Raw genomic sequence first — 14,572 nt, 5'->3', positions numbered from 1 at the left:
AAACAATAATTCTATCATCTTTCATACGAAGTAGTGTTATATTTGTTAAAGTTTACAACTTCTTGGTTTTAACTTTTTCCTGCAGCCTGCATTGGATTAACCTTTCCGGTTGAGCCTCCTCTTACATTTCCGCCTTCCTGTTTTTGTTTGAAAAGCTGGAATTTAGAAGTTTCAGTACCCGTTCCGGTACTGCTCCAGAAATTATTGCTGGTATCAATATCAGCCGTTTCTCTCATGGGATCAAGCTGAATAGATTTCACTTTCTTATCAAAATAATAGGTCTTGGAAACTTTTTGTTCATTCAGCCTCCAGATCTGTGCAGCAGATTTATCATACACTTTTGAACCGTCTTCAAATGTGAACTCAAGAATGATAGGCATTACCAATCCGCCCTTGTTGACAAAATCGATCTGATATCCTGTAATATTTTTGAATTTCTCTTTATCCTTAGCATCTAAAGGAAGACCAGCTTCGGTTTTGATGCTGTATTGCTTATTATTATCTACCTTTTCCTGGCCTCTGTCATATTTGTAATAGAAATCCTGAACCTCCTTATCGCCGTCTACATAGAATTTAATATTCTTATCTTCTCTGTTTCTGATTTTTGAAAGATCTTCAAAATTGTTGACCAATGGTTTTTCTACCTGATATTTTATTTCAGCAGCAGCTTTAGGATCACTCTCAAGATTAGGAACGGCTACCGTTACTTTATCAATAGCGATATCTACAGGGTCTGTACCGTAAAACCATCCTCTCCAGAACCAGTCAAGGTCTTCACCGCTGGCATCTTCCATGGTACGGAATAAATCTGCAGGTTCAGGGTGTTTGAAAGCCCATCTTTTAGCATACGTTTTGAAAGCTTTGTCGAAAAGCTCTCTTCCCATGATTGTTTCACGAAGAATATTCAGTCCTGTCGCAGGTTTTGAATACGCGTTCGGTCCATACTGAACAATATTTTCAGAGTTGCTCATGATAGGTTCCAGCTGATCTTTCGGCAGTTTCATATAATCTACGATGGTCCATGCCGGTCCTCTTTTGGAAGGGAACTTATTATCCCATTTTTCTTCTGTAAGGTATTCTGTAAAGGTGTTCAGACCTTCATCCATCCATGCCCACTGTCTTTCATCAGAATTGATGATCATTGGGAAGAAGTTGTGTCCTACTTCATGAATAATCACTCCAAGCATTCCGTTTTTGGTTCCTTCAGAATAGGTTCCGTCTTTCTCGGTTCTTCCGAAGTTGAAACAGATCATCGGATATTCCATTCCGCTGGCCGCTTCTACAGATTGGGCTACCGGGTATGGATAAGGAATGGTAAATTCTGAGTAGGTTTTAATGGTATGAGCAACCGCTTTTGTGGAAAACTTTCTGTAAAGACCGTAAGATTCCTTTGGATAAAAGCTCATGGCCATTACTTTATTATTGTTTTCAGGAATGGTTACACGCATTCCGTCCCAGACAAATTTTCGGGAAGAAGTCCAGGCAAAGTCACGAACATCCTTAGCTTCAAAAACCCATGTTTTTCTTTGTTTTGAATGATTTTTTTCTGCTTTTTTAGCTTCGTCCAAAGTGACAATTTCAATAGGTTCAGAAGCATTTTCAGCTTTTCTGTATCTTGACAGCTGATCAGGTGTTAATACCTGGTCATAATTTTTACACTCTCCGGTCCCGCCAACAATATGATCGGAAGGAACATTCATTGACACTTTAAAGTCTCCGAAAACCAGCGCAAATTCACCTCTTCCGGTAAACTGATGGTTCTGCCAGCCCTGGAAATCACTATACACGCACATTCTTGGGTACCATTGTGCCATGGTATACAGGTCGTTGCCGTCTTCTGGGAAATTTTCATAACCGCCGCGGCCGCCCATTTTGATTCTGTTGGGAATATTGTAGTTCCAGTCTACTTTGAAAACGAATTTCTCGCCCTTTTTCAAAACCTTGGGAAGATCAATACGCATCATAGTCTTGTTGACTGTATATTTCAAAGGACTACCTGAAGCATCAGTCACTTTCTCAAGACTTACACCATACCCGTTATCCTTAACAGGAAGTTCCGTTACTTTAAGCTGCTGGTCTGTTGTTGAAGGGTGAAGAACAGATGATGTATCATACCCGGCGTTTCTAATGCTGGAATGTTCATTTTCATCAAGCTGAAGCCAGATATAATCCAGATCATCAGGAGAATTGTTGTAATAAGTCACCGTTTCTGAACCTTTCAGATTTCTTTTATCCTCATCCAGATAAGCGGTAATGTTGTAGTCGGCCCTGTTCTGCCAGTATCCGTGACCGGGAGCTCCTGATGCCGTTCTGTAAATGTTGGGTGTTGGCAGAATAGTGCCCAGCTGCTCAAACTTGTTGCCATGATTGCTGCCAGGGTTATTCTGAATATTTTGTGCGGTGAAACCTGTATATGCAAATACAGAAAGTGAAAGTATAACAACTTTTAGTTTCATAACCGAAATGATTTTTTAATGATCAAAGATAGTAATTACCTGTTGAATTAATATGAATATTTAAATTTTAAAAAGGAATTCTTTCCAAAGTCATTTTTAGGGATAAAGCAAATACACCTGAAGAGACAAATAAAATCCAGTCTTTTTTATTCACTTTAAAAAGATTGAGCAGAATGAAAAGGACGATCAAAATAGCAAAAACAATTACAATCTGGCCAAGTTCCAGCCCGATATTGAAGCCAAGCAGAGGTAAGGCTATACTCTGGCTTTTGGCAATCATTACTCTTGCGGTGTTGGCAAATCCCATCCCATGAACAAGGCCGAAGATCAGTGCAAGATAATAGTTGGCCCGCATCAGAGTTTGTTTCTGGTTTTTCATGATAATATTATCCAGAGAGGTCAGAACAATGGTTAAAGGAATTAAAAATTCCACCCAGTCAGAAGGAACTCTGAAAATATCCAGAATACTCAGTGCTAATGTAATGGAATGTCCAATGGTGAATGCCGTAACAAGAATCAGAATTTTTTTCCAGTCACTGTAAGAATAAACAGCAATTAAAGCCAGAACAAAAAGCTGATGATCAAGGGCATCCAGTGAAATAATGTGTTCCCATCCAAGGTTTAAATAAAAAAGAAAATCCTGCATTTTGGTTAAAAAATTTTATATTTTGAATATATTGTTAAAATATGGTTGATTTTATTATCTGGTTTAATTTTTAAGCTTGATTGTTGTTAATATCTTGGCTTATTGATATATTGAATAAAAATTGTATAATTGTATTGCTTAAAAATGAATTATGGATATTAAAAAATTATTTTCTACAAATGTAAACATTTCACCCGGAGGAGCGAAGCTTCTCAGAAATGCTGCAGCAGCGTTTTTAGGATTATATTCCTATGCATTTTACGGACAGGTACAAAAACTTGACTCCCGGTTTGATATTTTATTGAAAAATAAGGAAAATATTGCCAATGGAAGATCTGTTAAAGATTTGGAACGTCCTGATATGAAACTTGATAAGCATCTGGTAGTGACTTCAAAGGGAGCACAAACCATGTATTCATGTATTATTTATACCAAAGAACCGGAAAAACTGAAAGCAGACGGTTTTATTATTCAGAGCCAGCTGCCGGCTTTCTCCACAGCTTTGGTTACCATTGAAGATATTGAAAGACTGATGCAGCTTCCTTATGTAACCTCTGTAATGGCGCCGGAATTTGATGAACTTCATAATGATGTGAGCAGAGCTCAGTCCGGAGCAAGTCTTTTGCAGGAGGGAGTTTTCAATAACACCGCTTATAACGGAACAGGTGTTCTTGTAGGAATTTATGACAGCGGAATAGACTGGAAACACCCGGATTTCAGAAAAGCCGATGATCAGACCAAAAGCAGAATTGTTTCTATTTGGGATCAGACATTAACTGCACAGGCGGGGGAAACTGCTCCGGTAGGGTTTTCTACTGGTGTAGAATATACCAGAGCGCAGATTGAAGATGAACTGGACGGAACACCAACAGGTTTTGTTCGTGAAAATGATATTAATGGTCACGGAACCCACGTTTCGGGTACAGCAGCCGGGAATGGTGCAGCCTTTGCCGATAAAAGACATAAGGGATTCTCATCTGATGCAGATATTGTTTTTGTAAAAGGTGGAAACGGGTCTTTCCCCACAACCAATACCATTAATGCTTTAACGTATTTCAAGAACGTAGCAACGGCTCTTAATAAGCCCATTGTTGTTAATATGAGTATCGGTGGTCAGAGCAGTGCCCACGACGGAACTTCCAGCCATGAAGTAGCAGTGAATAGTTTTACCACTTCAGGAGCGGGAAGAGTTGTTGTGATTTCTGCAGGAAATGATTACGGAGCTAATCTTCACAGAAAAGTAGATATTGCAGCCGGTGCGGCACAAACATATAACTTTACCGTAGCAAGCAACACTTCCGCAGCTTCAGTATTCTCATTCATTATGTATGCCAATGACAATACTCCCGTTACTGCAAAATTAACCACTCCGGACGGACAGCAGTATACGCAGAATATCAGTACAAACACCGCTCATACTATATTAGGAGGAGGTCTTACCGCAACCATGTACAACTATTGGAGTAACGACAACAATAAAAGATATGTACAGTTGGTAGTGACCAGAACCTCCGGAACCACCAATGTTCAGGGGAATTATTCATTGGAAATTACCAACAACGGAACCCAGCAGATCACAGCCCACGGCTGGCTGTATAGTCAGGGAGTGCAAACCACCTTACAAAACGGGGATAATGAATATATTGTAGGATCACCGGGGAATGCTTCCAACGCCATTACGGTAGCTTCTTATATGGGAAGAGCCAGTTGGTACAGTGGAGCAAGCGGCTACTTTACACTTACTCCGCAAGAATCCATCTCTTCATTCAGTGCCCAGGGGCCAAGAGTAGATGGTGTCCAGAAACCGGATATTGCAGGCTCAGGACAGAACGTGATTTCTTCCCGATCAGCCGATTCCGCTCCTGGCTCAACAGATATCATTGCCGGAACCAATTATTATGTAAAAAACCAGGGAACAAGTATGTCTTCACCGGGGGTAGCAGGAGCTGTAGGCTTACTGCTTCAGGCTAATCCTTCATTAACAGCCGCCCAGGTGAAAGCACGTCTTACTTCCAATGCAAGAATGGATGGGGCAACAGGAACTGTTCCCAATATGAGATGGGGATATGGGAAATTAGATATTTACAAAGCTGTTACGGATGAATTAGGATGTGTAAAGTCTAATTTTGAAACTGTAGGATACGATGAACCTTATATTATTGCCAATACAGAATCAAATTATTACTTTGATAATATTGCCCTGGCAGTAAGATATACGCCGACATTGACAGGAAAACTGGGCGGTTTTTCATTCTTAACAGGTACTTCTCTTCCTTCGGATATTCCGGTTGATATCCAAATCAGAAAAGTGGATGCCAATGGAAACCCCGGAGATATTATAGCAACTAAAACCATTACTTCATGGCTTAATAACGTTCAAAGATTTACCTGGAATTATGTGAACCTTTCAGATCTGAATATTCAAATGGTAACCGGAAAAGAATTTTATATTGTCGTAAACGGATTAGGAGGAAGGATTGCCATGAAAGCTGAAAATGCAGTAGTGAATAACAGATCTAAGACTTCTACAGACGGTACTACCTGGACTTCAAGAACATTTGATCTTAAAATGAGAGCCGTGGTCTACGAAAATGTTGCTGAAGTAAAGAATTTAGCAACATCCAACCAGACGAAAGCCAGTACGGTGACAAATGGTTACAATTATTTTACAAATTCCTGCCAGCTTATCTCAAGAATAGAAAAAGAAACAGCCAGTACCGTAACAGGAAATGTAACATCCAAAGTGTGGGTTGATAATGCACAGCCCAACTATGTGGCAAGAAGATATGAAATCAATTCGGATGCAAACACTACCACAGCTACCGGTAAAGTAACCTTATATTTCAAACAGAGTGATTTCGATGCCTATAATCTGACCAATGGAGTAAAATTACCTACTTCACCTACTGATGTTGCGAATAAAGCAAATCTTCTTATCGAAAAATATACAGGAACCAGTACTACAGGTACCGTAGCTTCTTTTGGAGGGACTGCCACAATTATTACCCCAAATATTGCAGATATTATCTGGAATGATACTTACCAATATTGGGAAGTGAGCTTCCAGACGACAGGCTTTGGCGGATATTTTGTAAAAACAGGAACAACATTGGGAACAGCGGATGTGAAAATAAATTCAGAAGTGAACATCACCCCGAATCCTGCAAAAGATTTTGTAAATGTATCGTTAGGCAGATATTCTAAAGGAGCAGTAACTATTTATGATGCTTCAGGAAAATTGATTAAAACGGTCAATGTAGATAAAAATTCCGGTAAAATTGATGTTTCAGAACTGGTAAGAGGAACGTATCTGTTTACCATTGCATTGGATGATAACACAAAAATTACGAAAAAAGTAATGAAGCAATAAATTCATCAATCCATTATAATCAAAAGCAGCGGTTGTATAACTGCTGCTTTTTTTATATTTGCTGTAAAATAAAATTCATGTCGGGTAAGTTTTTTTGGGGATTTCTTTTTTTGATGACGATTGTTTTTCAGAGCTTTGTGAGCAGTGATGTGGTTCATCCATACCATGTAGGATCTGTTGAAATTAATTATAATTCAAAATCCAGAACCTTTGAAGTGACCGGAAGATTCTTTCTTGATGACATGGAAAATGGGCTGGGGAAAAAATATGGAAGTGCTTTCCATTTTAATGACGAAAAATATAAAGCGAAACTGAATGATGCCCTGCAAAAATATTGTTCAGAATATTTCAGGTTAAAGGCTGATAACAAATTTTTAAAAGTAAATTATATTGGTTATGAAGAAGATCAGGAATCTGTAGATATCTTTCTTGAGTCAGAACCGGTGCCCGTTCCGAAAAAAGTAGAAGCAGCTGTCAGTTTTTTATATAACCTTTTTGATGATCAGATCAATATTGTTCATATCATTGTAAACGGGCAAAGAAACAGTGAAAAACTTACCTATCCCAACCGTTATCTCTATAAACAGTTTTAAGAATATCAGTTTTCCAGCTGGAGTAATGTGCTGATCCCTTTTGCATGAACAAGAAGATCAGGAAAAAAATCGTCATAACACTGCTGAAGATGATCTTTATTCTTTAAAAAAGCTTCAAAAACAGGAATATCTTTATCCAGATATTTTGCTTTATTCAGTACATTCTGAATACTGAATTTAATTCCCCAGTCTTCACGGTAATTATAAAGCCAGTCATCCTGTTCCATTTTAGCCAGCATCTTTTTAAAATTTTCAGGGAGCCACTGTTCGTGGGCATTCAAAACACTGTAAACATGCAGAGAATGTGCTTTCCATTCTGCCAGGGAATTCAGGGAAAGATCTCTGGCTACAAAATGGTCCATTGATACATCCACAAATGCACCGGCGTACAGTCTTACCAAAGGAGCAAATACTTTTTTGGCTTCGTGAATAGCAGGATGAGAATCTGTAAATGTATCAATCGCTCTGTGCAGGGTAATTCCGTCCTGAATTTCCTTCGGGAAAGAAAAACGATCTCTGTTGCGGATGAAATCCTCGAGAAATTGCCCCACGATCTGCCCGTCGGTAAAAGAAAGAAATGAATGAGCCAGATAATTCATAAATTAAAGGTATGAATTAAATGTGAATGTTTGATAATAGTGAATCCGCTTCGCTTGTGAATTTTTTATCCAAATATCAATTAACCATTCACCTTAGAAAAGCCTCTCGTGAAAATCCTCAATTTTACTCACTTCTTCAATCTTGATTCCAAATTTTCTTTTCGGGATTTTATTAAGGTTGGAAACAAATATTTTTTCATAACCCAATTTTTCCGCTTCAGTAATTCTCTGTTCAATCTGGGCTACCGGACGTATTTCTCCACTCAGACCAATTTCTCCGGCAAAGCAGTAATGTTCGGAAATAGCGATATCCTCATTGGATGAAAGAACAGAAGCGATCACTGCCAGATCCAGTGCCGGATCGTCTGTCTTTATTCCTCCGGTAATATTAAGGAAGACGTCTTTTGCTCCCAACTGAAAACCTGCTCTTTTTTCCAGTACGGCCAAAAGCATATTCAGTCTTTTGGAATCAAAACCGGTGCTGCTTCTTTGAGGAGTACCATAAACGGCGGTACTTACCAATGCCTGTATTTCAAGAAGCATCGGTCGGTTTCCTTCCAGAGTTACTGCAACGGAGTTCCCTGAAAGTTCCTCAAACTTTTTGGTAATCAGAATTTCCGAAGGGTTTTTAATCTCTTTCAATCCCTGTGAGATCATTTCATAAATTCCGATTTCTGAAGTGGATCCGAAACGGTTTTTATTGGCTCTTAGTAATCTGAACAGGTGATTCCGGTCTCCGTCAAAATTCAGGACGACATCCACCATGTGCTCAAGAACCTTTGGTCCGGCAATCTGTCCGTCTTTGGTGATGTGGCCTACAAGAAATACCGGAGTATTGTTTTCTTTGGCATATTTGATGATCTCATTGGAGCATTCGCGGATTTGGGATACTGTTCCCGGAGAACTTTCTATCAATTGAGACTGAAGGGTCTGTATAGAATCGATAATCATGAAATCCGGCTCCAGCTTTTTAGCCTCATGAAGGATTTTTTCCAGTGAAGTTTCCGTAAAAAGAAAACAGTTCGGATTCTGAATATCCGTAAGCCTGTCTGCTCTCATTTTGATCTGAGAAGCACTTTCTTCCCCGGAAACATAGAAGATTTTTTTCTTCATTTTTAAAGCAAGCTGAAGCAGAAGGGTAGATTTCCCGATTCCCGGTTCACCACCAATCAGAGTTACAGAACCTAAAACGATGCCGCCTCCTAAAACACGGTTCAGCTCTTCGGAAGGTGTTTTTATTCTCGGCTCTTCGCTCGTTTCCACTTCAACAATATTGATAACATGTTGTTTGGTTTTCGAAAAGGGAGGCGTTTTGTGAGAAGGTTTTTCTACAACCTCTTCCACTAATGTATTCCACTCTCCACAGTTTTTACATTGCCCCAGCCATTGAGGATACTGGGTTCCGCAGTTTTGACAGAAATATGCTGTTTTCAGTTTTGCCATACTGCGAAGTTATAAAAAAGCATTTTTTTTTCAGAATGTAAATGGGGTTAATATAAAAAAACTAATACGTCTGCGATAGGAATATCTTTCATATCTTAGCTTTATTCAATTAAAATATATTAATGTAAAATATCATTACAATGAAAAAAGTATTTTTATCTTTCGTATTTGGGTTGTTAAGTATTGTTGCTTTTGGACAGGGAAGCTGGCAGGTGGACCAGATGCATTCATCAATCAACTTTAATATCAAGCACATGGGCATCAGTTTTGTGCAGGGAAGGTTTGATAAATTTGACGGAAAAGCAGCCACTGGTGGTGCTAATCTGGATAATGCCGATTTGAGCTTTTCTATCAGTGTCCCTTCCATTAATACAGGAGTGGACATGAGAGACAGACATCTTATCAGCGAAGAGTTTTTCGAAGTTACCAAATATCCTACGATTGAATTTAAGAGTTCTTCCGTTACAAAAGATAAGAACAATAATTACATCGTAAAAGGGAAACTGACGATGAAGGGCGTGGAAAAAGAAATCACTGCTCCGGTTACGTTTGGAGGAATTACAAAAAATAAGGACGGAAAAGAAATTATGGGAATTCAGACTAAATTTACCGTGAATCGTCTGGATTATGGAATCAAATATGACCCGTCAGGAGCCGGAATCGCGAAAGATGTTGAAGTAACAGCTTACTTTGAACTGACTAAGCAATAATATTCAGAATATAAAATATAAAAAAGGTTTTCCGTTCAAATGGAAAATCTTTTTTGTTGATAGGCGAAAATCCTTTTGGTTGCAGCTTTGTTTCATTTGTTTAGATTAATAATAATAAAAATTTTTATCCGGTTTTATAGTTGTTTGAAGGGTGTTTTATCATTTTCAAAATGTAAAAGATTGCTTTGTATTTCTTTTTCCCCTAACTTTGCACAAACCTAATCTAATGAGTAAAAAGAATACAAAGTACATCTTTGTGACAGGAGGTGTAACTTCATCTTTGGGAAAGGGAATCGTTTCTGCTTCTCTGGGACTTCTACTAAAATCACGCGGCTTTAATGTAACGATCCAAAAATTAGATCCTTATATCAATATCGACCCAGGAACTTTGAATCCTTATGAGCACGGAGAGTGTTATGTGACTGAAGATGGTGCAGAGACGGATCTGGATTTAGGCCACTACGAGCGTTATCTTGATGCTCCTACATCCCAAAACAACAACGTTACTACAGGAAAAATCTACCAGACTGTAATTGAAAAAGAAAGAAAAGGAGACTTCCTTGGAAAAACAGTTCAGGTGATTCCTCATATTACTAACGAAATCAAACGTAGAATTAAAATTCTTTCAAAACAGAACTACGATATCATCATTACTGAGATTGGAGGAACTGTAGGGGATATTGAATCTTTACCCTACATTGAAACTGTTCGCCAGTTGAAATGGGAATTGGGAGAGAGCAATTCTATGGTGATTCACCTTACTTTATTGCCTTATCTGGCTTCAAGTGGAGAATTGAAAACAAAACCATCCCAGCACTCCGTTCGTCAGTTGATGGAAAGCGGAATTATGGCAGATGTTTTGGTGTGCAGAACAGAACATAAGATTCCTAAAGATCAGAGAGCAAAATTAGCTCAGTTCTGTAATGTTCCTTTAGATAACGTTATCGAATGTAAAGATCTTGAAACCATCTATGAAGTTCCAATGTATCTTCAGAAGCAGAATTTCGATGATGTAGTTCTGAAAGAGCTGGATCTGAAAAGTGATAAAGATGCTGATCTTAAAGACTGGAAGAGTTTCCTTAAAAAATTCCAGAACCCTAAGAAAACTGTTGAAATTGCATTGGTTGGAAAATATGTTTCCCTTCAGGATTCTTATATCTCTATTGCTGAAGCATTCAAACATGCAGGTGCTGACCTTGAAACTGAAGTAAAAGTAAGATGGGTATACAGTGGAGATATTACGGAAGAAAATATCAAAGATACACTGAAAGGTGTGAATGGTATCCTTGTAGCTCCAGGTTTTGGAGACAGAGGAATTGAAGGAAAAGTTCTTACCGCAAAATATGCAAGAGAAAATAAAATTCCAATGTTGGGAATCTGTTTAGGAATGCAGATTATGACGATTGAATTTGCAAGAAATGTTTTAGGACATACCAAAGCAAACTCTATGGAATTTGATACCGCTACTCCTGATCCTGTAATTTCTTTGATGGAAGAACAGAAAAATGTTGTAGATAAAGGAGGAACAATGCGTCTTGGAGCATGGAAGTGCTCATTGAAAAACGGTTCTAAATTATACGATATCTACGGAAACAAAAATATCTCTGAAAGACACCGTCACCGTTATGAATTCAACAGTGATTATCTTCAGGAATTTGAAAAGAATGGTTTCCTTGCTACAGGTACCAACCCTGAAACCGGTTTGGTAGAAGCCCTGGAACTTCCTGATCACCCTTTCTATGTAGGAGTTCAGTATCACCCGGAATATAAGAGTACGGTAGCAACACCGCATCCGCTATTCAGAGCTTTCATCAAAGCTTGCGAAAAGAAATAAGGTAAAATTTTATCATAAACGTCTACCCATAAACTCAGGCTGATTATTCTCAGCTTGAGTTTATTATATAGTAACAACGTAAAGCATAGAGTTTTGATAAAAAAACAGTATTTTTGTCAGCTCAAATTACGTACACCAGTATGTACATTTTAAATTTAAAATTTTAATATAAAATAAAATGCAACAAAACAACGGAATCGATAAGAAGCAAATGATTAGTTTCGCGGTTTTATGCCTTGTTCTCTTCGGTTTTATGTTCTATTTCCAGAACAAACAAACGAAAGAAGCGGAGTTGAAAGCTCAGGAGCAGAAAACGGAACAGGCAAAAAATGCCGTAAAGCAAACTCAGGCAAGCAATATCAATCCAAATGTAACTCCTAACGCCATTCAGACAGCAAGTCTTGGGAATAATGAATTGAAACTTGAATTTTCAAGCTTAGGAGGACAGGTTTCCAAAGTAGAACTTTTAAAATATAAAGCCTACAACCACAAAACAGATAATGCAGATCAGCCGCTTTATCTTATTACTAAGAATAACTCAAACTACGGTTTTCAGTTTAAAGATAAAACAGGGAAAATCGTTAATACTAAAGATTTAGTTTTCTCACCAGCTGTTAATGGAAATGCTGTAACCTTAACTGCAGATTACAATGGTGCTGTCATTCAATTCATTTACACACTATTACCAAAATATACCCTTGATTTTAAAGTAAGAACTCAAGGACTTTCTAAAATTACTTCTGATAACAAAGCAGATTTTATCTGGGATTATAATGTAAGAAACCTTGAAAAAGGTAGAGCTCAGGAGCAGTCTCACTCAGAATTTTCTTATGCCTTCAATAATTATAAAGACTATGATTATGATGGAAGAACCACAATGGAAGAGGAAAAAGAAACTCTTAACTGGATTGGTGTAAAACAGCAGTTTTTCTCTTCAGTCATTGAAGCTAAAAACGGATTTACACAAAGTAAAGGTAATCAGGAGAATGTTGAAGAAGGAGAGTATCTGAAGAAATTCAATTACGAAGGTTTCGTTCAAATGACAGGAAGCGAGCTGAACCAGGATTTCACATGGTATTTTATGCCATTGGATTTGCCATTGCTTAAATCTTACGATAAGAATTTTGATGAAATCCTTCCGTTAGGCTGGTCATTCATCGGGGCAATGAACCGTTATTTCTTCATGTGGTTATACAGTATTATCGCTGCGTGGGGATTATCAGCAGGTTGGGTGATTTTTGTAATGACGATCATCGTAAAGCTGATCCTGTCGCCAATTATGTATAAGCAGCACAAACTAAGTGCTATGATGAAGGTGATCCGTCCTGAAATTGATGAGGTGAACGCGAAGTTCAAGGATGCAGATCCGATGAAGAAGCAGCAGGCAACGATGGAAGTGTACAGAAAAGCTGGAGTGAATCAGATGGCGGGATGTTTACCGGCATTAGTTCAGATTCCTATCTTCTATGCTTTGTTCCGTTTCTTCCCGAACTTTATTGATCTTAGAGGCCAAGGGTTCTGGTTTGCCAAAGATTTGACAGCGTATGATGATTTGATCAAGCTTCCGTTTAAAGTTCCTTTCCTTGGAGACCATTTAAGTATTTTCGCTTTAGCCTGTACAGTTGTTATTTTAATCTATACTGTTATGACTTCAGGAAATATGCAGCAGCCTCAGCAGGAAGGAATGCCAAATATGAAGGTGTTAATGTATATCTTCCCGATTACATTCCTGTTCTTCCTTAATACTTCGGCTTCAGGTCTTTCATGGTATTATTTTGTATCGAATGCGATTAACATCCTGATCATCCTTGTTATTAAGTATTTGATCCTGGATGAAAAGAAAATCCATGCCCAGATTCAGTCTAATAAGGAAAAACCGAAAGCGGAAGGCAAGTTCCAGAAGAGAATGAGAGAAATGATGGAGAAGGCTCAGGAGCAGCAAAAAGCTCAGGAACAACAAAGAAATAAAAAGAAATAAATTCTTAATAATACGTTAAAAAAGAGAAGCAATTGTTCAATTGCTTCTCTTTTTTTATGTGTAATTTATTTAGAATAATTTTAAATTTCCAATCAGTGGATGAAAATTTAATAATTGAAAATCAGTAACTTTTAATCGTATTTAAGTCTGAAAGACTGTCTGTGATATCGGGTCGGTCCATGTTTAATAAGTGCATCCTGATGTTTTTTAGTAGCATAGCCAAAATTGGTATCCCACCCATATTCAGGATGTTCTTCATGAAGCTGAATCATTAACTTGTCTCTATAATTTTTGGCAAGAATAGACGCTGCAGCAATCGATAATACTTTAGAATCTCCCTTGATAATACATTGATGAGGGATGTAGTTATAAGGATGAAATTTATTCCCGTCCACCAGAATAAGCTCAGGAGTTATCGTTAGTTTGTCCAGCGCACGATGCATTGCATGGATACTTGCATTGAGAATATTATGTTCGTCAATGAAGGACGGTGGAAGCTCTGCAATGGCGTAGTTTTTCACATTATCTTTAATATAACTATCCAGTTCCATACGGGTTTTGAACGTTAATTTCTTTGAATCATTAACCAGATTTTGTTTAAAATCATCATCCAAAATTACTGCTGCCGCTACCACCGGACCACTTAAACATCCTCTTCCTACTTCATCACATCCCGCCTCAATGTAAAGGTTTGACCAGTTTTTTATTAGCTCCATGAATTGTATCTATACTGCAAAAATATAAAATTTTGCAGGAAAATATTTTATGTGATTATTATTGTTTTTGTAGTATAACAAGTATAGTAATATTGTTTTTAAGTATTTGTATTGAGTTTGCTAATTAGTTGTTTTTTTTATATTGATTAAATAATGTCGATTTTTTTAATAACTTACTAGTTTTGCTATGTTTTTAAGATAGGGGTTTTAAAAAATTATAAAACGTT

The 14,572-nt window shown here is 37.8% G+C and carries 10 protein-coding genes; 5 read left to right on the top strand and 5 right to left on the bottom strand.

From position 1 onward, the window contains the following. Positions 1–68 precede the first annotated feature (68 nt). On the bottom strand, positions 69–2,456 hold the full coding sequence (locus V0410_RS12155) for a M1 family metallopeptidase (protein ID WP_330743333.1): 2,388 nt from the start codon (positions 2,454–2,456) through the stop codon (positions 69–71). A gap of 67 nt (positions 2,457–2,523) precedes the next feature. Further along, a complete protein-coding gene (locus V0410_RS12150) occupies positions 2,524–3,102 on the bottom strand; it encodes a HupE/UreJ family protein (protein WP_227943265.1) in 579 nt (192 codons plus the stop codon). Between the two features lie 151 nt (positions 3,103–3,253). Between V0410_RS12150 and V0410_RS12145 the strand changes: the two genes are divergently transcribed. Next, positions 3,254–6,472, top strand: coding sequence for a S8/S53 family peptidase (locus V0410_RS12145; protein WP_330743328.1), 3,219 nt, complete (start codon positions 3,254–3,256; stop codon positions 6,470–6,472). Positions 6,473–6,549: 77 nt separating this feature from the next. After that, positions 6,550–7,065, top strand: a complete 516-nt coding sequence (locus V0410_RS12140; RefSeq protein ID WP_330743327.1) for a DUF6702 family protein — start codon at positions 6,550–6,552, stop codon at positions 7,063–7,065. A gap of 5 nt (positions 7,066–7,070) precedes the next feature. Here V0410_RS12140 and V0410_RS12135 read toward each other — a convergent pair whose 3' ends face one another. After that, the gene (locus tag V0410_RS12135; RefSeq protein ID WP_330743325.1) at positions 7,071–7,664 is read right to left on the bottom strand and encodes an acyl carrier protein phosphodiesterase; all 594 of its coding nucleotides are present in this window, start codon (positions 7,662–7,664) and stop codon (positions 7,071–7,073) included. Positions 7,665–7,757: 93 nt separating this feature from the next. Further along, positions 7,758–9,107, bottom strand: a complete 1,350-nt coding sequence (gene radA / locus V0410_RS12130) for a DNA repair protein RadA (RefSeq protein ID WP_110008141.1) — start codon at positions 9,105–9,107, stop codon at positions 7,758–7,760. Between the two features lie 140 nt (positions 9,108–9,247). Between radA and V0410_RS12125 the strand changes: the two genes are divergently transcribed. From V0410_RS12125 to yidC, 3 genes are all read left to right on the top strand, one after another. Further along, a complete protein-coding gene (locus tag V0410_RS12125) occupies positions 9,248–9,817 on the top strand; it encodes a YceI family protein (protein WP_330743321.1) in 570 nt (189 codons plus the stop codon). 226 nt (positions 9,818–10,043) lie between these two features. After that, positions 10,044–11,651, top strand: coding sequence for a CTP synthase (locus tag V0410_RS12120; protein WP_110008139.1), 1,608 nt, complete (start codon positions 10,044–10,046; stop codon positions 11,649–11,651). 178 nt (positions 11,652–11,829) lie between these two features. Beyond that, positions 11,830–13,629, top strand: a complete 1,800-nt coding sequence (gene yidC, locus V0410_RS12115) for a membrane protein insertase YidC (RefSeq protein ID WP_227943270.1) — start codon at positions 11,830–11,832, stop codon at positions 13,627–13,629. A 131-nt stretch (positions 13,630–13,760) separates the two neighbouring features. Here yidC and V0410_RS12110 read toward each other — a convergent pair whose 3' ends face one another. Beyond that, positions 13,761–14,345: a ribonuclease HII gene (locus V0410_RS12110; RefSeq protein WP_227943271.1), complete on the bottom strand. Its 585-nt coding sequence runs from the start codon at positions 14,343–14,345 to the stop codon at positions 13,761–13,763. Positions 14,346–14,572: the final 227 nt, after the last annotated feature.

It is taken from the genome of Chryseobacterium sp. CP-77 (assembly GCF_036362765.1).
Lineage (GTDB): Bacteria > Bacteroidota > Bacteroidia > Flavobacteriales > Weeksellaceae > Chryseobacterium > Chryseobacterium cupriresistens.
The sequence above is the reverse complement of the archived record's forward strand: the minus strand, read 5'-3'. Positions and strand labels throughout refer to the sequence as shown.